This is a genomic window from Arcobacter arenosus, assembly GCF_005771535.1.
GTDB lineage: Bacteria > Campylobacterota > Campylobacteria > Campylobacterales > Arcobacteraceae > Halarcobacter > Halarcobacter arenosus.
On sequence record NZ_VANU01000005.1, the window covers coordinates 117,463 to 139,388 of the forward strand.

General features: G+C 28.8%; 20 protein-coding genes. 5 read left to right on the forward strand and 15 right to left on the reverse strand.

What is annotated here, in order from left to right; all coding sequences use genetic code 11:
• The first annotated feature begins 23 nt into the window (after positions 1–23).
• The gene (amt, locus tag FDK22_RS11705) at positions 24–1,838 is read left to right on the forward strand and encodes an ammonium transporter (protein WP_138153159.1); all 1,815 of its coding nucleotides are present in this window, start codon (positions 24–26) and stop codon (positions 1,836–1,838) included.
• 25 nt (positions 1,839–1,863) lie between these two features.
• On the opposite strand, the gene purL is transcribed toward amt, so the two are convergent.
• Both purL and FDK22_RS11715 read right to left on the reverse strand, forming a co-directional pair.
• The gene (gene purL / locus FDK22_RS11710; RefSeq protein WP_138153160.1) at positions 1,864–4,077 is read right to left on the reverse strand and encodes a phosphoribosylformylglycinamidine synthase subunit PurL; all 2,214 of its coding nucleotides are present in this window, start codon (positions 4,075–4,077) and stop codon (positions 1,864–1,866) included.
• Between the two features lie 73 nt (positions 4,078–4,150).
• Positions 4,151–5,110, reverse strand: a complete 960-nt coding sequence (locus tag FDK22_RS11715) for a L,D-transpeptidase family protein (protein ID WP_228711708.1) — start codon at positions 5,108–5,110, stop codon at positions 4,151–4,153.
• 84 nt (positions 5,111–5,194) lie between these two features.
• On the opposite strand from FDK22_RS11715, the gene FDK22_RS11720 reads away from it, so the two are divergent.
• A complete protein-coding gene (locus FDK22_RS11720) occupies positions 5,195–6,385 on the forward strand; it encodes a peptidoglycan DD-metalloendopeptidase family protein (RefSeq protein ID WP_138153161.1) in 1,191 nt (396 codons plus the stop codon).
• Positions 6,385–7,740 carry a magnesium transporter gene (gene mgtE / locus FDK22_RS11725; RefSeq protein WP_138153162.1) on the forward strand — a complete coding sequence of 452 codons (1,356 nt, stop codon included), beginning with the start codon at positions 6,385–6,387 and terminating at the stop codon, positions 7,738–7,740. Before FDK22_RS11720 ends, mgtE begins: the two co-directional genes overlap by 1 nt.
• 15 nt (positions 7,741–7,755) lie before the next feature.
• On the opposite strand, the gene FDK22_RS11730 is transcribed toward mgtE, so the two are convergent.
• The 8 genes from FDK22_RS11730 to FDK22_RS11765 form a co-directional block, all read right to left on the reverse strand.
• Entirely contained in the window at positions 7,756–8,811 is a 1,056-nt protein-coding gene (locus tag FDK22_RS11730) for a bifunctional 3,4-dihydroxy-2-butanone 4-phosphate synthase/GTP cyclohydrolase II (protein WP_138153163.1), read from the reverse strand.
• A gap of 10 nt (positions 8,812–8,821) precedes the next feature.
• A complete protein-coding gene (gene ribA, locus FDK22_RS11735) occupies positions 8,822–9,385 on the reverse strand; it encodes a GTP cyclohydrolase II (protein ID WP_138153164.1) in 564 nt (187 codons plus the stop codon).
• A gap of 87 nt (positions 9,386–9,472) precedes the next feature.
• A complete protein-coding gene (locus FDK22_RS11740) occupies positions 9,473–10,783 on the reverse strand; it encodes an OprD family outer membrane porin (RefSeq protein ID WP_138153165.1) in 1,311 nt (436 codons plus the stop codon).
• A gap of 94 nt (positions 10,784–10,877) precedes the next feature.
• Positions 10,878–11,534, reverse strand: coding sequence for a winged helix-turn-helix domain-containing protein (locus FDK22_RS11745; RefSeq protein ID WP_138153166.1), 657 nt, complete (start codon positions 11,532–11,534; stop codon positions 10,878–10,880).
• A 2-nt stretch (positions 11,535–11,536) separates the two neighbouring features.
• Positions 11,537–12,151, reverse strand: coding sequence for a cytochrome c3 family protein (locus FDK22_RS11750; RefSeq protein ID WP_138153167.1), 615 nt, complete (start codon positions 12,149–12,151; stop codon positions 11,537–11,539).
• The gene (locus tag FDK22_RS11755) at positions 12,148–12,588 is read right to left on the reverse strand and encodes a cytochrome c3 family protein (protein WP_138153168.1); all 441 of its coding nucleotides are present in this window, start codon (positions 12,586–12,588) and stop codon (positions 12,148–12,150) included. Before FDK22_RS11755 ends, FDK22_RS11750 begins: the two co-directional genes overlap by 4 nt.
• 2 nt (positions 12,589–12,590) lie before the next feature.
• Entirely contained in the window at positions 12,591–14,147 is a 1,557-nt protein-coding gene (locus FDK22_RS11760) for a flavocytochrome c (protein WP_138153169.1), read from the reverse strand.
• 190 nt (positions 14,148–14,337) lie between these two features.
• Positions 14,338–15,819, reverse strand: a complete 1,482-nt coding sequence (locus FDK22_RS11765) for a glycosyltransferase family 39 protein (protein WP_138153170.1) — start codon at positions 15,817–15,819, stop codon at positions 14,338–14,340.
• A 79-nt stretch (positions 15,820–15,898) separates the two neighbouring features.
• Here FDK22_RS11765 and FDK22_RS11770 point away from each other — a divergent pair, with 79 nt between their 5' ends.
• Both FDK22_RS11770 and FDK22_RS11775 read left to right on the forward strand, forming a co-directional pair.
• Positions 15,899–16,834: a glycosyltransferase family 2 protein gene (locus FDK22_RS11770; protein WP_138153171.1), complete on the forward strand. Its 936-nt coding sequence runs from the start codon at positions 15,899–15,901 to the stop codon at positions 16,832–16,834.
• The gene (locus FDK22_RS11775) at positions 16,818–17,690 is read left to right on the forward strand and encodes a lysylphosphatidylglycerol synthase transmembrane domain-containing protein (protein ID WP_138153172.1); all 873 of its coding nucleotides are present in this window, start codon (positions 16,818–16,820) and stop codon (positions 17,688–17,690) included. The genes FDK22_RS11770 and FDK22_RS11775 overlap by 17 nt, the downstream gene beginning before the upstream one ends.
• Positions 17,691–17,694: 4 nt before the next feature.
• Here the strand turns inward: FDK22_RS11775 and folE are convergent, their stop codons facing one another.
• The 5 genes from folE to FDK22_RS11800 are packed head-to-tail and all read right to left on the reverse strand — an operon-like array spanning position 17,695 to position 21,872.
• On the reverse strand, positions 17,695–18,267 hold the full coding sequence (folE, locus tag FDK22_RS11780; RefSeq protein ID WP_138153173.1) for a GTP cyclohydrolase I FolE: 573 nt from the start codon (positions 18,265–18,267) through the stop codon (positions 17,695–17,697).
• An 11-nt stretch (positions 18,268–18,278) separates the two neighbouring features.
• On the reverse strand, positions 18,279–19,457 hold the full coding sequence (locus FDK22_RS11785) for a type II secretion system F family protein (protein ID WP_138153174.1): 1,179 nt from the start codon (positions 19,455–19,457) through the stop codon (positions 18,279–18,281).
• The gene (locus FDK22_RS11790) at positions 19,444–20,787 is read right to left on the reverse strand and encodes a GspE/PulE family protein (RefSeq protein ID WP_138153175.1); all 1,344 of its coding nucleotides are present in this window, start codon (positions 20,785–20,787) and stop codon (positions 19,444–19,446) included. Before FDK22_RS11790 ends, FDK22_RS11785 begins: the two co-directional genes overlap by 14 nt.
• A 1-nt stretch (position 20,788) precedes the next feature.
• Complete coding sequence (locus tag FDK22_RS11795) at positions 20,789–21,427, reverse strand: hypothetical protein (protein ID WP_138153176.1); 639 nt, start codon at positions 21,425–21,427, stop codon at positions 20,789–20,791.
• Complete coding sequence (locus FDK22_RS11800; protein ID WP_138153177.1) at positions 21,399–21,872, reverse strand: hypothetical protein; 474 nt, start codon at positions 21,870–21,872, stop codon at positions 21,399–21,401. Before FDK22_RS11800 ends, FDK22_RS11795 begins: the two co-directional genes overlap by 29 nt.
• Positions 21,873–21,926: the final 54 nt, after the last annotated feature.

Sequence of the window (21,926 nt, forward strand, 5' to 3'; positions counted from 1 at the left end):
ATTATAAAACAAAGGACTAAGTAATGAATAACTTAGACTTAATTTGGATTCTATTAAGTGCTTTTTTGGTTTTCTTAATGCAATTTGGTTTTTCTTTAGTTGAAACTGGAAGTGTAAGATCAAAAAACACAATTAATGTTGCTATGAAAAACCTAATAGACACAGTTTTTGGGATAATCTTTTTTTGGTTTATTGGTTTTGGATTAATGTTTGGGACTGATTCTTTAGGACTATTTGGAACTGACAGTTTTATAATAGATGGTAAAGACCTAGAACAAAATGCAATATTTTTCTTCCAAGCAATGTTTGCAGCCACCGCAGTTACAATTGTATCAGGAGCAGTTGCAGAAAGAATAAAATTTAATGGCTATATTGTAGTTGCTATAATTGTTTCTGCACTTATTTACCCTATTTTTGGACATTGGGCATGGAATGAAAATGGCTGGTTAAATAAGCTTGGTTTTATAGATTTTGCTGGGTCTACAGTTGTTCACTCAATTGGGGCTTGGATTGGACTTATTGGAACTATAGTTTTAGGGCCAAGACTTGGTAAATTTAAAAATGGAAAAGTGAAATATTTTGCTCCTAGTAATCATAATTTTATAGTTTTTGGTGTATTTATACTTTTTTTCTCTTGGTTTGGATTTAATGCAGGAAGCCTATTAAAATTTGACTACGAAGTTACTTCAATTCTTCTAAACACTCTAATAGCTGCTGTTTTTGGTGGCTTTGGTGCTTGGATTATAACTTTCTTTCACAAAGCAAAAGTTGATGTAGAAATATTTAGTTATGGAATCTTAGCAGGTCTTGTGGGGATTACGGCAGGTTGTTATGAGTTAACAGTTGCACAAAGTGCTATTGTAGGATTTATATCTTCATTTATAATGCACTATTCAAATGAAATCCTAACAAGATATTTTAAAATTGATGATCCCTTAAGTGTGGTTAGTATACATGGTTTTGCAGGTGCTTGGGGTACTATTGCAGTTGGAATTTTCGCAAATCTTCCTGATGGAATGACTAGAATAGAATTAATTTTAGTACAAACTGTAGGAGTATTTAGTGCCTTTTTATTTGCCATCATTACAGGTTTTATTTTATTTATTATCCTTTATAAACTTAATTTACTTAGAGTTAGAAAGAAACATGAAGTTATAGGATTAAATACAAGTGAACATAATGCTAAACTTCCTTGGGTAGAGACAATTGAAAGTATTGTTACAATTATGAAAACTGGTAATATGGGCAAAAAAGTTCATGAAGAAAGGGGTACAGAAGTTGGCTTAGTAGCTAGGTTTTTTAATATTTTACTAAATATGTTAAAAGAGAAAAACACCCAATTAAAAAATAGTAATAAATCATTACACAAAAAAGCTTATTTTGATGCCTTAACTTCAATAATGAATAGAAGAGGATTCTTAGAAAATATCAAAGAAAAAACTCTTTTCTCAAAATATTCTTTAGCAATAATTGATATTGACAAATTTAAATCGATAAATGATACCTATGGACATGATGTAGGAGATGAAGTTTTAAAAGAGTTGGCAAAGGTTGTCTCTAACAATATTAGAGACAAAGATTTATTTGCTAGATGGGGAGGTGAAGAGTTTGTAATATTAATGAATACAAATGATTTACAAATAGCCCAAAATGTTGCAGATAAAATTAGAAAGTCAATAGAAAAAGCAGTTTTTCCAACTGTAAAAAATATTACAGCTTCATTTGGTGTTAGTAATTTTAAAAATAAAAATGAATCTTTTGATGATGTATTAAAAAAAGCAGATAAAGCTTTATATGATGCAAAAAAGCTTGGTAGAAATAGAGTTTGTAGTTATTAAAACTAGAGGAATACCTCTAGTTTTATTATAAATCTTGTTCGATTACTTGTCTAAATTTATTAAAATAGATATCTTTTGCAGCATCTAATTCAAAATATACATCATTGATAGAAATTTTTCCTCCACCAATCATACCAAGTTTTGTACAAGTGATTTTTCTATTTGCACATAATCTTTCGAAGCTTTCACAGTTTTCAGGGTCAACTTCAACTAAAGCTCTTGATAATGTTTCAGAAAAAATATCTTTTTCATCTTCTAAATCTATTTTAGCATCAACACCCCTGTTTCCTACAACAGCCATTTTTGCTAATGCAATTGCAAGTCCACCAACATTTACGTCTTTTGCAGACTCTAATAAATCTTGTTTATTGGCTTCAATAACTGTATTCCAAAGATTTAATTCTTTTGAGAAATCTACCTCAGGGTGAGTTCCAGCTACTTTACCATAGAATTTTTTCATATATAAAGAAGCACCAAATTCTGATTTAGTATCACCTAATAAATATACAAAATTCCCATCTTCCTTAAATGCTGATGGAAGAACTTTGTTTGCATCTTCATTTACACCAACCATTGCAATTGCAGGAGTTGGGAAAACACCAACACCATTTGTTTCATTGTATAAAGATACATTTCCACCAATAACTGGTGTATTTAACTCTTTACAAGCTGATTTAATACCTTCACAAGCTTGAGCAAATTGCCACATAACTTCTGGGTTTTGTGGGTTTCCAAAGTTAAGACAATCAGTAATTGCTTTAGGAACTGCACCTGTCATAGCTACATTTCTTCCTGATTCCATTACAGCTGCTGCAGCTCCTAGTTCAGGGTTAATATAACATTGTCTAGTATTACAATCAGCACTCATTGCTAAAGCTTTTCCAGTTTCTTTAATTCTAATAACAGAACCGTCTAATTTTCCAGGTCCCTTAACAGTGTTTGTTTGTACCATAGAATCATATTGATTATAAACCCATGATTTATCAACAACTTCCATATCACTAATTAATGCTTCAAATGCTTCTTGGTTTGAGATATCTTTGTCTAAAGTAATATCTTCAATACCTTCTAAGTACTCTGGTTTTGCAACAGGTCTATCTAAAATCGGAGCTTCTTCTGAAACTGGTTGAACAGGGATATCTGCACACTTTTCTCCATGCCAGAATAGTTCCATATTTCCAGTATCAGTTACTTCACCAATTACAGCTACATCTAATTCCCATTTTTCAAAGATATCAATAATAGCTTGTTCACAACCTTTTTTAGCACAAATTAGCATTCTTTCTTGAGATTCACTTAACATGAAATCATAAGGAGTCATCCCCTCTTCTCTTGCTGGAACCTTATCTAAATGCATAATCATACCAGACCCAGATCTTCCTGCCATCTCAAAAGAAGATGAAGTAAGTCCTGCAGCACCCATATCTTGGATACCAATAATTAAATCCTCTTTAAATAGCTCTAAACAAGCTTCTAAAAGTAGTTTTTCAGTAAATGGATCTCCAACTTGAACTGTTGGTCTTTTTGATTCAGAATCTTCATCAAATGAAGCAGATGACATTACAGCTCCACCAAGTCCATCACGTCCAGTTTTAGAACCTACATACATAACTGGGTTTCCAATACCTTCAGCTTTTCCGTAGAAAATCTCATCAGCTTTTGCAATACCTAAGTTAAAAGCATTTACAAGGTTATTTCCAGCATAACACTCTTCAAAGTTTGTTTGTCCACCAATAGTTGGAACACCCATGCAGTTACCATATCCACCAATACCTGCAACAACACCTCTTAAAAGGAATCTGTGTTTTTGTGCAGTTTCACTATCACCTTCAATACCTGCAAATTGGATTAAATTCATAGAAGCAACTGGTCTTGCACCCATTGTAAATACGTCTCTCATAATACCACCAACACCAGTTGCAGCACCTTGATATGGTTCTATAAATGAAGGGTGGTTGTGTGATTCCATTTTAAATACTGCTGCATATCCATCACCAATATCAATAACACCAGCATTTTCACCTGGCCCTTGAATAACCCATGGAGCCTTTGTTGGAAATCCATTTAAATATTTTTTACTAGATTTATAAGAACAGTGTTCAGACCACATTGCAGAAAAAATTCCAATTTCTACATAATTTGGTTCTCTTCCTAAAATCTCTTTAATGTTATCTAATTCTTCAAGTGTCAAAGAGTGAGCAAGTGCTAACTCTTCTAAAGTCATCTCTTTATTTTGCATTTTTCGCCTTAAAATTATGGTTGTGATTGTTTCTAAAGTTCGTGATTATATCCAAAGGGTACTTAGCTTTTGATTACCCCTCAGCTAAGATTTTTATTTTATTGTCTTTTAGTTCTATATAAAGTTCTTTTCTTCCATTAAATGTATAATATTTAGTTTTGTAATCTTCATCCATTAGGACTTTGAACATCTGTTTATTTAAAGAGTTTGGATAAGGAACAATATTAATATTTTTAAACTCTATTTTTTTATCTTCTTTTTTTGAGAAGATTCTTTCTTTATAGTCTTTAAATTGTTTAATGTCCATTCCATCATGTCTTTTAAAGTTTTCTGAGTAAAAATTTAAATACCCTTCTAAATCAGATTCCCTCCAAGCTTCTCTCCATTTGTAAATAGAAGCTAAAATTAAACTCATTTGCTCCTTTGAAACTTTTTTTAAATTTTCATCAGAAATTAACAAAATTGATTTAGTATAGTCAAAACTTTCATCAAGTTCTTCAAGCCTAGGATTATCTAAAGCGATACATCCTTTTGTAAACTCTTCCCTTTCTTCATTTAATGGCATTCCATGAATCCAAATACCATGACCATTTTTATTTTGCGTTTTATCAAAGGTATTAGGGTAATTAGTTACTAAAGCTAAAGGTCCATAAAATTGATCAACTGAAGTTAATTTTTTAGTTAATTCATATGCTCCTGTTGGAGTTCTCAAGTCCCCTTCGGATTGTTTGTCCCCCTCTTTTTCTCCAACAATTACGCTATCTCTTAAAATTAAATCATAATTGTTTTTACCAATTTTATATAAAGCAATCTCTTTAGCATCTTTTTGGGTAAAAAGAAGATATTTTTTTGATTCATAATATCCAAAATCTACATTTTTATCTTTTAAATAGTTATTCCAATACTCTTTTTTTGTTAGTTGTTTTTCAAGTTCTATTTTTACAGCTTCTAAACCTTTACTTCTATAAATGTCAACTAAATCTGCAATCATAATATTTGAAATTATGGTTAAAATTAGTACTATTTTCTTCAATTGAAAGCTCCCAAAATTCTTTATATATTCTTTAGTTGCGCAATTGTATAATATCGCTTCTAATTTTTTTATAAAAGAAGGTACATGAAAAAAACGATAATCTTATTTCTATTTATTATTACATCTATATTTGCGAACACTGTTAAAGAGGAAAAATGGCCAAAAGGAGAAACATTTTTAACCTTTTTAGATAAATATCAAATCCCTCAAAAACTCTATTTTGATTTAGAAAAAGAGGATAAAGAGCTTTGTTCAGAGATTACTGCTGATAATTATTATTATACAATTGAAAATAGTGATGGAACTTTAAATCAAGTTTTAATTCCAGTTTCAGAAGAGATTCAATTACATTTATCAAAACAAGATGATGGAACTTATAAATTTCAAACTTTACCAATAAGTTATAGGGAGTTTACAGAAACTATTGCAATGGAAATTACAAGCTCAGTTTCACAACAACTTCAAGAAGCAACTGCAAGTGCAGCTTTAGCAGCCCATTTAAAATCAATTTTTTCTGGAGTTAGCTTTAGAAGGATGCAAAAAGGTGATATTGTAGCAATTGAGTATACGCAAAAAGAACTACTTGGAAAACCATTTGGACAGCCTCTTATAAAAGCTGCAATGGTTGAGATAAATGGAAAAAAACATTACAGATTTTTAAATGATAAAAATGACAAATATTATGATGAAAAAGGTAAGGCTTTTACAAAATTTTATTTTTTTAAATATCCCCTTTCATATTCAAGAATTTCAAGTCACTTTACAAAAAAAAGATACCACCCAGTTTTAAAAAGATATAGAGCCCACTTAGGGACAGATTTTGCGGCACCAAGGGGAAGAAAAATCTATGCGGCTGGTGATGGAAGAATTGAATTTAAAGGTAGAAAAGGTGGTTATGGAAATACCATAATTATCAGACACCCAAATGGGTACAAAACTTTATATGCACACCAACATAAATTTAGAGCAGGTCTTAGAACTGGTCAAAGGGTTAAAAAAGGTGATTTAATTGGATATGTAGGAAGTACAGGATTAAGTTCTGGTCCACATTTACACCTAGGAGTATATAAAAATGGAAGGGCAATTAATCCTTTAAAAATCATAAGAAAACCTGAAACAGTTAAACTTTCAGGGGCAAAAAGAAAACAATTTATAGCCTTAGCAAAGGAAAAAATTAAAGATTTTGACAATGTTATTAATAATATTGATAACTATAAAGGAACAAGATTAGATAGAATGGTTTCATCAAGCCAACTAAATCCAAAGGAAATCTAATGGAAATTAAAGAGCATATCATAACCAATCCTGAAAAACTTTTAGAAAATCTAAATGAACTTCACCCAAGTGATATTGCTCACTCATTAAAAAAGATTGAAAAAGAATCATCTGAAGATTTTTTCTTTATATTAAAACAAATACCCGAAGATATTTTAGGGGAAGTAATTCTTGAACTTCCTGATTACCTAAGGGAAGATTCATATGATGAACTTTCAAGTGAAAAGCTTACAGAAATAGTTTATGAACTTGAATCAGATGACGCAACTGACATTATCCAAGAACTTGAAGAACACAATGAAGAAAAAGCTAAAGAGGTATTTAACGGCCTAGAGGAAGAAGACAAGCAACAAATTGAATGGTTAAGTAGATATGAAGAAGATGAAGCTGGTTCATATATGCAAACGGAGTTATTTTCAGCAAACTTAAATGAAACCATTAAAGAATCACTTGATAGACTAACCCTTGGAAAAGAAGAAGAGGAACTAATAAATATTCATCAAGTTTATATTGTAGATAATCATAAAAAACTTATAGCTTCTATTTTACTTGAAGATTTAATTCTTATTGATTTTAAAAAAACTTATCAAGAAGTTTTAGACTCACATGATGAAAATAGGTTTAAGGCAAATATAGTTCATGATAAAGAACATATTGATGATGTTGCAAAAAAGTTTGAAAAATATGACTTAAATGCTGTTGCTGTTGTTGGGTTTCAAGATATGTTAATGGGAAGAATTACTTCCGATGATATTTTAGATGTTATTGAAGAAAATGCAACTGAACAAATGTACCAATTAGCTGGGGTTGATGATGACTTTGAGCATGATGACAACCTTTATGTAACAGCTAAAAAAAGAGGGTATTGGCTTTTTCTAAACCTTGGAACTGCAATATTAGCATCCCTTGTAATTGGAATATTTGAAGAGACTTTACAAGCATATGTTGCCTTAGCTATTTTAATGCCCATTGTTGCTTCTATGGGAGGAAATGCAGGGACTCAAACACTTGCGGTTATGGTAAGACAATTAGCCTTAGGTGACATTGACTTTGATAATAGTAAAGATGCAATAAAAAAAGAGGTATTTATCTCACTTGTAAATGGTTTTGTTTTTGCAGTAATTATTGGAGGTATTGCTTGGTTTTGGTTTAATACAGCAATGCTTGGTGTTGTAATTGCAATATCCATGATAATAAACCTTTTTAGTGCAGGTTTTTTTGGAGCGTCAATACCACTTATTTTAAAAAAATTTGATATTGACCCAGCAATAGGAAGTACAGTTTTACTTACAACTGTGACTGATATAGTTGGTTTTTTTAGTTTTTTAATGCTTGCAAAGATTATTTTACTTTAAATATCTCGCAAGATATTAAAGAGAAATTCTCTCTTTAATATCTAAACCAAATCCATTTATACCAACAAATTCACCCTTGGTTTTTGTTGTTATTAAATTTATCTCTTTTATTCCCAATAAATTTAAAATCTGTGCACCAATTCCATATTCTCTTATCTCTTTCATTTTTTTTGAACTATTTGAAAGAAATACTAATACACCATTGTTTTCTTGAAGATATTTTATACTTTTTATCAAATCTTCGTATTTCTCAGTTGAAGATAAAAGTTCAATATCTTTCATAATATTATGAAATTTTACATTTGTATTTGGTTTTAATGTTCCAAAAGAATAAACATAGTGTTCTGCCTTTTTATGGTCTAAAAAAGTATATTTGTTTGCATTTTGTCCTAAAAAAGTCTCCATTGAATTATTTGTAATTTTAACCAAAGACTCATTCATCATTCTATATTCAACAATATCAGAAATATAAACTATATTTAAATCATGCTCTTGGCAAAAAAGATCTAAATCAGGTCGTCTTGCCATAGTTCCATCTTCTTTCATTATTTCACAAATAACAGAAGAACTTTGCATACCAGCAAGATGACAAAGGTCTGTTGAACCTTCTGTATGTCCTGTTCTAACTAATACCCCACCCTCTTTTGCAATAAGTGGAAAAATATGTCCAGGTCTAACTAAATCATCTTTTTTAGAGTATTGATTAGAAAGAATCTTAATAGTCATATCTCTTTCACTTGCAGAGATTCCTGTGGCTGCATCTTTTGCATCAACAGAAACGGTAAAAGCTGTTTCATAAGAGGAGTCATTGTTTTTAACCATTGGAGCCAAATCTAATCTATGTGCTGTTTCTTTAGACAAAGCAACACAAATCAAACCTTTTGCATGGCTTGCCATGAAGTTAACTTTCTCAGGAGTTGAAAGGTTAGCTGCATATACTAAATCTCCTTCATTTTCTCTATCTTCATCATCGACCATTACTACCATTTTACCTTTTTTTATGTCTTCAATTGCTTGTAACACTCTATTGATTGCTTCGATTGATTTATTTTCATTAATTGTTGCATTCATTTTATATCCTTTAAATCATATGCCCCATAAGTTCTTTTTTTGTTTTTAAATAATCTTCATTAAACTTATTTGAAGCCATTATTATTGGCCATCTTTTTACTATTTCAATACCTGATAAAGATTCTATTTTTTTAGGGTTATTTGTTAATAAATGTATTTTTTTTATATCAAAATAATCTAAAATGTAGTTTACAATCTCATAATTTCTTTCATCTTCTTGAAATCCCAATTGATGATTTGCTTCAATTGTGTCTAAACCTTTATCTTGTAGTGCATAAGCATTTACTTTATTAAAAAGGCCAATATTTCTACCCTCTTGTCTTAAATAAATTACCATACCACCTGAATCTGCAATATTAACTAATGCATATTCTAATTGTTCCCCACAATCACATTTTAGTGAACCTAAGGAATCCCCTGTTAAACATTCACTATGAATTCTAATTAAAGGAATATCACCTATTGGTTCTTTAAAGATTACTAAATGTTCTTTTATTCCTTCTTGGAAAGATTGTATTTTAAACTCTCCAAACTTTGTAGGTAATTTTGCTACATTTGATATATGTATTCTCATAACCTGTCCTTTGTCCTACTTTTTAAAAAAGCTTCAAAAAACTCTTTTAAAAAGTAGGCTCTACATAATTGTAGAACCTCTTTTTATTTAGAATTTGTATGTTAAATATAATTTAGCAATATTCATAGTGTCATCATTTCCAGTTGCATTACTATCATCTAACTCAACATGAGCTAGTTGTAATCTTGCAGATAAGTCTTTTGTGATTTTATATCTTAAATCTGCTTGGATTTCAGATGCTCCATCCATATCTACTCCAGATACTACTTGACCTTTATCAGTCTGAGAATATCTTGAATATGCAAATAGAGTAAATACGCCAGGAATCAACTTAGGAATAACCATAGCTGAAATAGAGCTTTGACCTGCATAAATATTATCTGTAAACATTTGTCCACCATTATATTTGAAAAAATGTGGTGTATGACCTAATGCTCCTAAGAAAGAGTTATCATCAGAAACTTTTGTATAAGCTAATTTAAATGCTGTATCAAATACTTTACCACCAATTTTTACACCATATAGTGTTGTTTCACCTTTTCCACCTCGTGCATTTTCATCATTTGCTGTAGCCCCAATGTATACAGCACCATCATAATCTGTACCTGCATAATATGCTCCTATTGATAAAGGAATATCAACTGGTAATTTGTAATCACCTTGAACAAAATATGTAGAATATGAATCATTTGTTGCCCTTGGAGCATTTTTTGGATTTCCTATATCATCCCTAACTGCTAAATATTGTCCCTCTAATGTTAGATTTGGGATAGAGGTATTTTTTACATATAAAGATAGAGTTGGATCATCAAAATTAGTTTTTCTTGTTTCATCTGTAGCACTATATCTTTCAATCCATTTTTTAATTCCATAAAATCTTATTTCAGTATTACTAAGATCTTTTGAAACTACAGATAAAGCTTCAAATGTATCTTTCATAGGGTTTGCATTTGAAACTGCAATTAAAGGAGTAACAATACCTTGTCTACCAACTTTAAATTCAGTTTGTGCAATATTATATTGTAAGTTTGCAATATATAACATAGAACCATCTTGAGTAATTCTTCCATCATTTTCTGTAGCAAATGCATTTGCTCCACTTGAAACTGCCCCACTATCATTTTCTATATCAAAACTATGTCCATGTTGGAAACCAACATTTACTTTAAATCCATAATAAGCTCCAGTTGAATAGTTTAATTGTAAAGCTACCGCTGAAGAGTTAGCATTTCTAAATGGTCCAACTAATGTAGAATCTACATTTGAAGCCATTTCTGTAAAAAGTCTAACTTCCCCTGAGACCTTACCATTAGTTAGAGCTTCTGCTAATGAATCACTAGCCATTACTTGCGAGTTTAATGCAAGTATAGCCATTAAAGACAACGTTCTTAATTTCATTTTTTATCCTTATGTAATTAAAAACTTAGTTATTTAAAAAGTTATTATATTATGCGAATATTTCAAACACTAAGTTTAACGAAAAAGGTATTTTCTAGTATTTTACTAGTTGATAACCTTCACCTTTTTTTGTTTGTATTAAATCTATTGGAAGTTTATGTCTTAACTCCCTAATAATTGACCTAATTCTTTCATGGGGAACAATCTCATTTTGATAAACATAATAAATTATTTCATCAAAAGTGACAAGACAAGGAGATTTTATAAAAAGGATTTTTAACATCATTGCTTCTTTTCTACCTAAGTGAATCCTTTCATCATTGTGAACAAATATTGCTTTTTTAAAGTCATAAAAAGTATCATGATTTATAAAAAAAACATCATCGTTCCACAAATTACATAATTTATAGATTCTAAAAACTATCTCTTCAGGACAAAAGTCTTTTACTATTACATCATTATAAGAAAGGTAATAAATCACTTTGAACATGCGTGGTCGAATATCTTTTTCACAAATGAGAAGTATTGGAGCATCATTACCATTTTCTCTAATAAATCTCATTGTGTTAATATTTAGTGGCTCTTTTAAGTTCAAAACAAATATTGAACACTCTTCTAAAAAAGCCACATCATCATAAACTTCTATCTCTTCATGTATAATCTTTGCTTCAAGGGTAACTCTTGTAGCATCTATACATTCAACAATCTCTTTAGCAAGTTTTTTGTCTGGTTCAAGAAGAAGCATTTTCATATCTATTTCCTATCTAGTTTCTCATCTAGTAATTTTTCAAGCTCTTTTCTTTCTTTTTCTAATTTACCTTCATAATATTCATACTCAGGTTTATAGTAGTTAAGAGCACTTCTTAGTCCTGTATGACCGATTTCAACATGACATGATGCACAACTAATCTCTTTATTTGTTCCAAGTAAGCTATCATAGTGTTTGTGTAGTTTCTGTGCCATTTTACTATATTTTTCATTTGAATTATATGTTGTATGACAGCTTATACATCCTTCATCATAAACAAAATGAGCTCTTTTTTCTCTATTTTTTTGCCAATCAATTTTTTCTGGTTCACCAAAGAAATGAATAGCACCTTCTATCACACCATTTCTAGCTTTTGTATAAATATAAGCAGCCAAAGAATCGTGTGGCAAGTGACACTCTACACATTTAACTTTTATACCAGTATGACCTGCTCCACCATGTACATCATTTTGATAGGCAGCAACCATAGGATCCATCTCATGACACACTGAACAAAACTTATCATCACTTGTCATATGCAAACCTTGATATGTAGCAAGGGCAATAAGTAAACCAACAAATACACCAATAAAACCAAATAAAACTATATTCTTTTTCATGGTGTATCCTTCATCCAAAGTTTAATGTCATGTTCATGACACTCAATACACATATTTCTAGATGGTTCATGTTCCATATGACACTCATCACAAAATAAAACAGGTCCATCATGAATTGAATTATGGGGATTAACATGAAGTTTATCCATAAACTCTAACCTTTTTGCCAAAAACTCTTTTGTTTTATGACATGACAGACAACCATCATCTCCTGGAGCAGAGAACTGTTTAGGATCATCTCCTTGCCCCTCATGACAAAATACACATTCAAATGATAATTCGGCATGATGAGATTTGACAGGGAACTCTTTTTTTACTTCCTCTGAGACAACAACTTTCTTCTCAGGAGGTGCTTGATTTGCACCTCCATATAATAATATTGCACTTAAAGATAAAAGAGTTCCAATAACTAAAACATCTTTAATTCTTTTTTTCATGACTAAATATTTTCTCCAGCTATCATACCAAATGTTAAGCAGTCAGTAACTGCAACTGTTCCAAGTCTACTTGCACCATGAGTACCACCAGTAACCTCACCAGCAGCATATAATCCTGGGATTGGTTCGTGTGTTTCAGATGAAATAACTTGTGCTTTTGTATTAATTTTTAATCCACCCATTGTATGGTGAGGTTTTGGCATAAGTCTAACTGCATAATAAGGACCTTTATCTTCAACCCCTTGACCATTAAATGCTTTAACCGGTTTACCAAACTCATCAACACCTTTTTTAACACCAGCGTTGTATTTTTTAATACTTTCTTTTAATGGTTTTAATGGTATTCCATAAGCTTTTGCTAACTCTTCAATAGTTTCATATTTTTTCATAACATTAGATTGAAGTGCTTTATCTAATAATGGAATTAATTGTTCAGAGAATGTATTATATGTACCAATTGCAACAGGATAAGCATCAGCTTTTTCATGTAAAATCACATATTCAGCATCAGCTCTAGTTTTTCTATCAGCTAATTCGTTCATAAATCTTTTACCATTTCTAACATCAACAGCCATACCATATTTAAATAAACCTTGTTGAGTCATAAGTGGAGCAATACCAAATCCTCTTTCATCAGGGCTTGCCCATGGTCCTTGTTGAATCCATCCAATATGAATTGGCATTGCACCAATTTTAAATGCTTCTAATAAAGCTCCTGCAGTCGCACCTTTATGGTTTGTTGCATCTTGATCAACACCTAATCTTGGGTCTTGAAGTTTTCTATAATATTTATCAGCAGCAAATCCACCAGTAGCTAGAATAACACCTTTTTTTGCACCATATGCAACAGGTTTACCAGTTTTATTCTCTTTATCATCACTTAATAATTTGTCATCAAATCTATATCCAAATCTTGCTGTAATACCTACAACTCTTCCATTATCATCTAAAACAAATTGATCAAACTTAGTTCTTCTTACAATTTTACAACCAGGAAGTTCTTGAACAAATTTAGTCATTGGTTTAATTACACCTGATCCACTCATATTTTCAGTAACAATAGTTCTTGCAACTGAGTGTCCACCAAACCAAGCAGGTTTAACATCTTGCCATTTAGCACCACACTCAACTGAGAAGTTAAATGCATCAAAAGCTCTATTTGCAATTGTTTCTAGTAATTCAACATGGTTAATACCAAGACCAGCTTTTAAACAATCTTTGATAAATAACTCATTTGAATCTTTAATACCATGCTTTTTTTGTAAATGGTTATTTGGTACAGCCATACCACCACCATTAATAACAGAGTTTCCACCAATTCTACCCATTTTTTCAAGGATTAATACAGATAACCCTCTTTGTGCAGCTTTTGCAGCAGCAGCTAATCCAGCAAAACCTGTACCAATAACGATTACATCATACTCTTCATCAAATTTTACATCTTTAGCTTTTGGTGTTTCAGATGCCATTGCATTAATTCCACCAAACATTGCTAAACCAGCAGCACCTAACGCACCCATTCTTAGGGCTTCTCTTCTTGAAATGTTTTCTGTTTTCATTTCTCTCTCCTTCAAATTTAATCTAAAAAACTAGTTGTTTTTTTTAAACTTAATGAAATTTTAACAATGAATCGTGAGAATTTTTGTGAGAAATGAATGATTATTCATTTGTTTAATTACTTTTTTGTAAGATTTTTTTGCTAGCTTTTTTTAGTAAGTTTTTTTTATTTAGAATCTCTATAAATTAAGATTATTTTGTTGAATAACCCAAAAAGTTTTCAACAAAATAAACTTTACATTTAATAGAGTAGTTTTTATAAAGTTTTATTTCTATATCTTTTATAAATTCAATTTTTTCAAATTCAGTATCTTTAAATTGGGGTTTATCTATTCTTGTAATATAAAGAAATTTTCCTTTTAATGGTTTATTATCAATATTATTAAACATATGATAGTGATTTGTAACTACACCTTCTGAGTTATAAATTAAAGAATCAAAAGGGTGAGGTTTCATATAGAATATCATCTCTGACATAATCTTTCTATCTTCAAATATTAATCTATAGTTATACTTTTTTCTTATATTGTCTAAGTTTTCTGCAACTTTTTCCCACCCACTAATTCTATTGTATGGATCATTTTTCTTTGTTAGTTCGACTCCAAAGGTATTCATAATTGGGTGATAGAAATATAAAACTAAAGCTAGCAATATATTTAAAGATAGAGAGATTTTTACAAGTTTAATTTTTCCATTTTTTATTAAATATGCAATTACTAATATAGTCCCCGCAACATAAACTGGTGCACTCCAATTTGCAAAAGCCCGTGAAAGTAGACTAAGAATTGTAATAAATAGAAAGTATGGTATTACAAAAAGGTATAAAAACTTTAATGATTTATCTGAAAATATAGTTTTAAATTTGAACAATAAAAACAACATAACAGGAAATAAAATTAAACCAAAAACACCAAATTGTGAACCTAAGAATTCAAGCATTTTATCAAAATGGAAAAGCTCTTTTTCAACCTGTGAGATCTCTTTTGTGTGAGCAAAACTTATAAAATTATGGGTAAATTGCCAATAAAGATTTGGTATAAAAATAATAAATGCAACTATAATTGAAATATAAAAATCTTTATTTTTAAAAACCTGTCTATAGTTTTTATCTAAAATTAAAACTAGTATTGCTGAAATGAGGAAAAATACCATATTGTATTTACTTAACATTCCACAACCAGCAAAAAAACCAGCTATTATCCAATATTTTCGTTGTTCCTCTTCTATTGCTTTTAAGAAAAAATAGATTGATAAAGACCAAAATAAAAGTAAGACAACATCTGTTGATATTATAATTGATGACATTGATATAGCTGGAAGAGTAAGAAAAGACAAGGCACTAAAAAAGGCTATTTTATTATCATTAAAGAGTTTTATTGCAATTAAATATATTATAGAAGAAGTTAAAGGATATACAAAAATCGAGCCTATTTTTGTAGCTATTTCCCCATCACCAAAAATTGAAGTTGTAAGCATTATAAGCCATGCTATCATTGGAGGTTTTGAAAAATATCCTAGTTCAAAACTTTGAGCCCAACCCCAATAATAAACCTCGTCGATATATAAACCATAGTCTTTCATTATAAAATATAAAACACCTAGTCTAAAAAGTTGAATAAAAATAGCTATTATTAAAAAGTTTTTTAAAGAATAAAAATTTGTGGTATTTGTCATTGTTTCGCTTTAATGTAAAATGGCGATATTTTATCGATTTTTTACTATAATTGCCATAAATTTTACCCAAAGGCCTTTAATGAAACTCTCAGTTGTAATACCTGTAATGGATGAAGAAGACAATATTAAACCACTTATCGAACAAGTTGATGTTGCTTTAAAAGATATTGAATATGAATTAATTTTAGTTGATGATGGTTCTTCAGATAGAACAATAGAATTTATTGAAAAATATGCATTAAAAAATACTAAACTTTTAGAATTTAATAGAAACTATGGACAAACAACTGCAATGGCTGCTGGTATTGATGAAGCAAAAGGTGAACTTATAGTGACTTTAGATGGTGACCTACAAAATGACCCATCAGATATTCCAATGATGATTGAGTTACTTGAAAATGGTGGGTATGATGTAGTTGCAGGGATTAGAGCAAAAAGAAAAGATGGAATGTTTTTAAGAAAAATTCCAAGTAAAATTGCAAACTGGTTAATTAGAAAATGGACAGGAGTTTATCTAAGTGATTATGGGTGTACATTAAAAGTATTTAAAAATGATGTAGCAAAAAACCTTGGACTTTATGGAGAACTTCATAGATTTATCCCAGTTTTAGCAAAACTTTATGGTGCAAAAATGACTGAGATTGATGTTAAACATCATGCAAGAATCCATGGGGAATCTAAATATGGAATAGGAAGAACATTTAAAGTATTTAGTGACCTTTTATTAATGGTATTTTTCCAAAAATATAATACAAAACCTATGCATCTATTTGGAACATTAGGTGGTATCTCTTTTGCTGTTGGTATGATTATAAATTTCTATTTATTTATAATCAAACTTTTTGGGGAAGATATTGGTACAAGACCGTTATTTACAGTTGGTGTTACTTTATCTTTGATTGGTGTACAATTAATCACAACAGGTTTCCTTGCAGAGATTTTAATGAGAACATATTATGAGTCACAAAGTAAAAAACCATATGTAATCAAACGAAGATTTGAAAAAGAAGACTAACATAAAAAAAACAATTAAACTACTAATTCAGATTTTATTTACAGCTATAGCTATAACTATAGTTGTAAATAAACTTGACTTATCCCAAATAAAAAATACCCTAAGTTCCACAAACTTATTTTACTTATTTCTAGCATTTTTGATGTTTAATATTTCAAAAATTATTAGCTCTATAAGATTAAATAGATTTTTTGATGATATTAATTTAAAACTTTCACAAAGCTACAATCTAAAGCTTTATTATCTTGGGATGTTTTATAATCTATTTTTACCTGGAGGAATTGGGGGAGATGGATATAAAATCTATATTTTAAAAAAATATTTTAATCAAAAAATTCTAACAATGACAAAAGTTATGTTACTTGATAGAATTTCTGGACTAATTGCCTTACTTTTTTTAACAGGAGTTTTAGGTTTATTTAGTTCTTTTACAAACTATACTTATATTTCATATCTAACAATAGCAGGAGTAATTTTAATTTACCCTATTACAATATTACTTTATAAATACAAATTTAGTGAGTTTTTAAAAAGTTTTCAAATAACAAACTTCCAAGCTTTGTTAGTGCAACTTTTTCAAGTTTTTTGTGCTTATTTTATTGTTTTATCATTTGGAGGGAGTACTGATATCTTTGATTTATTAGTAATCTTTTTAATCTCATCAATAGTTGCTGTTTTACCTTTAACTGTTGGTGGAATTGGAGCTAGGGAATTAACTTTTATATATCTTCTACAATTTCTAGGGAAAGAGCCAACAATAGGTGTTGCCCTTTCTGTTATATTCTTTTTAATTACTGCCTTATCTTCTTTTATTGGAGTTTCATTTATAAACTACAAGTGGTCAGAAAAGCAGTAATATTTTATTTATGTAAAGATTGAGCAACTATTGAAAGAAACTCATCTTTTGTTTTTTTCTCTTTTTTAAATAAACCTCTAAGTGCTGAAGTTACTGTTGTTGAACAAATCTTTTCAACCCCACGCATTTCCATACACATATGTCTAGCATCTATCATAACTGCTACACCTTTTGGTTTTAAAGCATCATTTAAAGCATCACAAATTTGTTCAGTCATTTGTTCTTGAATCTGTAATCTTCTTGCAAAAACATCAACAACTCTTGGTATTTTACTAAGTCCTACAACTTTACCATTTGGGATATAAGCTATGTGTGCTTTACCTATTATTGGTAACATATGGTGTTCACACATTGAATAAAACTCAATATCTTTTATAACAACCATCTCATCATTTGAACTTGTAAATAATGCTGAATTTATAATTTCAACTGGATCTTGATTATATCCCCCACACATAAACTCATATGCTTTTCTAACACGACTTGGTGTTTTTTCAAGACCTTCTCTGTTTACATCTTCCCCAATATACTCTAAAATATTTTTAACTGAATTTTCAAACTCTAACTCTTTACTCATTTATATTCCTCTTAAGACTTTAACATATCACTCATACTCCACAATGGGACAAAAATAGCTAAGATAATCCAAACAATAAGCGCCATTATGATTATGAAAAATAGAGGTTCTATTAAAGTAGAAAAAAACTTTAATTTATCTTCAAATCGTCTTTTATAAATAATTTTAATCTCACTAACAACAATATCAAGAGAACTACTAGCCTCTGCACTATTTATTAGATTTAAAATAACATCATCAAAAAGATTTGAAGACTCAAATGCAATCTTTACGCTTTTTCCACTTTTTAGCAAATTTTCTATTTTGGTAATCTTATCAAAAAGATGTTGATTATTGATTAAAGTCTTTGCTTTTATAAAAGCATCAAGAAACTCATACTTACTTTTTAACAAAATATCTAACACAACAAAAAAGGTATATAGATTTTTGTATTTATATAAAGAACTTATAATATTAAGGTTTTCAACTATTATCTTATCTATAAAAACTCTTAATCTTTTCTCTTTTTTATAAAAAAGAAAAATTAATATAACAAAAGCAATTAAAATAAAAACAATCAAAAACAAATAGTTTTCAAAAATATCTTTAACATATAATAATGATTTTGTTGCAAATGGTAATTGCCCTTTTGCATTATTAAAAATAGATTCGAAATTTGGAACCACAAATTTAAAAATACCAATTAAAGCAAAGAAAAAGGTTACCAATAAAATTAAAGGATAAGTCATAGCTTTTTTAAAATCTTTTTTTATTTGTATATTTTCACTTATAATATCACTTAAAAAAGAGAGGTTTTCTATTGTATTACCACTATCTTGGATTATTTTAAACATCGATTTTATGAGTGGGTTTATTTTAAATCTATCTATACTTGCATAAATATCTGAAGAGTTGGAAAAGGAATTTTTTAAACTTTTTAAAAAATCACTAATATGTTGTTTCTTTTCATTTTTTATTAAAATATCAAAGGCATCATCAAGTAAAATCTTTGAGTTTAACATCATACTTAATTCATAAAGTGAATTTCTAATTTGATTATCGGTAATCTTCTCTTCAAATTTAAATTCAAAACTAGACTTTTTTATCTCAATTATATTTGAGGGCAACTTTTCAAAATCGAGATTATTAGTTTCTATAGTTTTTGATTTTAATTTACCATTTTCTTGATAAACAATTTTATACTTTTTCAACTACTTTATAAACCTCAGATATTGTAGTTATACCATCTTTAACTTTTTGTTTTCCATCATCTAGTAAAGATTTAAATGAAATTTTTGATAAATATTCATCAATATTTTCATTTTTTATAATATAAGGTGAAAGATTTTTATCATTTTTTAAAACTTCTCCTAAAGAGCTTCTCCCTAAAAATCCAGTAAAATTACACTTTTGGCAACCTTTTTTTAAACAATTTTGACAAATATTTAAAACCAGTCTTTGGGAAATTACATATTTAAGAGTATTTGCTAAAAGATACCTATCAGCTTTTAAATCAATCAATCTATTAATTGTTTCAAAAGAGTTGTTTGCATGAATTGAAGCTAATACTAAATGGCCAGTTAAAGAAGCTTGCAATGCAATGTTTAATGAGATTTCATCTCTAATCTCCCCTATTAAAATAATATCAGGGTCTTGCCTTAAAATATTCCTTAAGACTGTATCATAACCTAATTCAATCTCATCATTAACCTCAATTTGTTGTATCGATTCTAACTTATATTCAACAGGGTCTTCTATTGTGATAACCTTCTTTTTTGAAGAGGAAAGTTTTTTTAACAATGAATATAAGGTTGTACTTTTACCACTTCCTGTAGGCCCTGTTATTAAAACTAATCCTTGTCTTAGATTCTCAATTTCATTAAATGCATTAAGAATATCACTGGAAAACCCCAGTTTTTCTATATCTTTTTCAACTGTATTATTATCTAAAATCCTAATTACTATTGATTCTCCGCTAATAATCGGCATTGTAGAAACTCTGAAATCATATTTTGCATCTTTAACTTCAAAGGAGAACCTTCCATCCATAGGAGTTCTAAAATTTGTAATATCTAATTTGGAAACCATTTTGATATATGAACTTAAAACCTTTGAAAAAGATTTACAAAAAGAGTAAAAAACTTTTAATGTACCATCAATTCTAAACCTAATCTCTAGGGAGTTTTCTTTACTTTCAATATGTATATCACTAGTTCTGTTTAAAATAGATTTTTCCAAAAGAATTTGAAAAAAAGAATTTATATAATTTAAATCATTTTCAGAACTTTTCTTTGATTTTTCTGATAAATCAAATAGTTTTATTCTCGTATCTATATCATTTAGAAAAAAAAGAATCTCTTGTTTGTTTATTAACTTTTTTCTAAATATGTGTGATACTGTCAATAAATCTATGTTTGATTCATTGCAATAATAACAATAAAAATAGATTCCATCTTTTTTTATGGGAATAATTAAACTATCTATTAATAGTTTTTTATCAAATGATTTTAGGTATTCATAATCAATATTTTCAAAACTCATATTAATTTTTCTCTTGTAAATTTAAACTTATTTTTTTGAATTTATTCTCCATAAGAACATTTGTTTTATTTATTTTTTTAATCTCAAACCTTTCTATTTTGTCATTTAAACTAAACCATTTGTTGTTTATAAAAGCTTTTTGACCAATAATTGCTTTTAGGTTATAAACTTGTTTTTTCTTCTCTTTAAATTTTTCTAGTTCTTTGATTAAATCTATTTCTTCTTTTTTATAAAATTTTTTAAAATCGATTGATACTTTTAAATTTTCATCACTCATTTGGAAACTTTTTATTTTAGAAAAACTATTATATTTTTCTAAATAGATTAATAAACTTAATCTTTTTTTCAAATCACTATTTGCAATAAAATCTAAACTAGAATCCCCTTTTGTAATCTTATTTAGATATATCTCATTTTTAAAAGCAAAGTTTTCAATATCTTTTAGCACATCTATTAATTTAACCTTCATTTGTATTTTTTCAATATTTACAAGAGAAGGAGTTCTATCTATTGGCCTTTTAATCTCTAAAAAATATAAATAGATTAAACAAAGTATTGTAAAAGGAAATAAGTAAATCACAACCTTAACTCTTAAAGGTAAAAGCTCAAAACTATTTTCTATGTATTTTAAATGTTGCATTGGCTAAATAAACCTTTTTTTGAGAATCATAAGTTATATCATCCACTTTAACCTTTTCTAAATTTTTAAAGAGAGTATAAAGGTCTTGTTTCTTTGATGATTCAAGTTCTAAAAGAAGTTTTGAATTAACAAAATTTACTTTTAAAACCTTTACAAAATATTTATTACTTAATAGAAAAATATTAATAAGCTCCTCACTTATAAAATAAAATTGTGAATTCAGTTCGATTTGTTTTGTATTTGCTTTTATCCTCTCTAAAATATTTTGATTAACATTTTTTGAAAAATCAAATAGATAAAAACCTAAACAAAGGCTAAAAAGATAAATAAGAAAAAACTTTAGAAAATGAGATTTTTTAATTTTTATAAACTGATGTTTATTTTTCTTTGTGAATTTAACTTTAGTATTTATTTGAAGATTTTCGATTTTTAATATTTTTTCCAAAAAATCTTTTACTTCATCCTTTGTATTTGATTTATCAATTTTTTGACAAAAATA

Coding starts and splice junctions, on each gene's coding strand:
- FDK22_RS11740 (WP_138153165.1), bottom strand. CDS start 10,783: ATGAAATTAAGAACGTTGTCTTTAATGGCTATACTTGCATTAAACTCG.
- FDK22_RS11790 (WP_138153175.1), bottom strand. CDS start 20,787: ATGAGTTTTGAAAATATTGATTATGAATACCTAAAATCATTTGATAAA.
- amt (WP_138153159.1), top strand. CDS start 24: ATGAATAACTTAGACTTAATTTGGATTCTATTAAGTGCTTTTTTGGTT.
- purL (WP_138153160.1), bottom strand. CDS start 4,077: ATGCAAAATAAAGAGATGACTTTAGAAGAGTTAGCACTTGCTCACTCT.
- FDK22_RS11760 (WP_138153169.1), bottom strand. CDS start 14,147: ATGAAAACAGAAAACATTTCAAGAAGAGAAGCCCTAAGAATGGGTGCG.
- FDK22_RS11745 (WP_138153166.1), bottom strand. CDS start 11,534: ATGAAAATGCTTCTTCTTGAACCAGACAAAAAACTTGCTAAAGAGATT.
- FDK22_RS11730 (WP_138153163.1), bottom strand. CDS start 8,811: ATGAATGCAACAATTAATGAAAATAAATCAATCGAAGCAATCAATAGA.
- FDK22_RS11755 (WP_138153168.1), bottom strand. CDS start 12,588: ATGAAAAAAAGAATTAAAGATGTTTTAGTTATTGGAACTCTTTTATCT.
- FDK22_RS11750 (WP_138153167.1), bottom strand. CDS start 12,151: ATGAAAAAGAATATAGTTTTATTTGGTTTTATTGGTGTATTTGTTGGT.
- FDK22_RS11795 (WP_138153176.1), bottom strand. CDS start 21,427: ATGCAACATTTAAAATACATAGAAAATAGTTTTGAGCTTTTACCTTTA.
- FDK22_RS11770 (WP_138153171.1), top strand. CDS start 15,899: ATGAAACTCTCAGTTGTAATACCTGTAATGGATGAAGAAGACAATATT.
- FDK22_RS11720 (WP_138153161.1), top strand. CDS start 5,195: ATGAAAAAAACGATAATCTTATTTCTATTTATTATTACATCTATATTT.
- FDK22_RS11765 (WP_138153170.1), bottom strand. CDS start 15,819: ATGACAAATACCACAAATTTTTATTCTTTAAAAAACTTTTTAATAATA.
- mgtE (WP_138153162.1), top strand. CDS start 6,385: ATGGAAATTAAAGAGCATATCATAACCAATCCTGAAAAACTTTTAGAA.
- folE (WP_138153173.1), bottom strand. CDS start 18,267: ATGAGTAAAGAGTTAGAGTTTGAAAATTCAGTTAAAAATATTTTAGAG.
- ribA (WP_138153164.1), bottom strand. CDS start 9,385: ATGAGAATACATATATCAAATGTAGCAAAATTACCTACAAAGTTTGGA.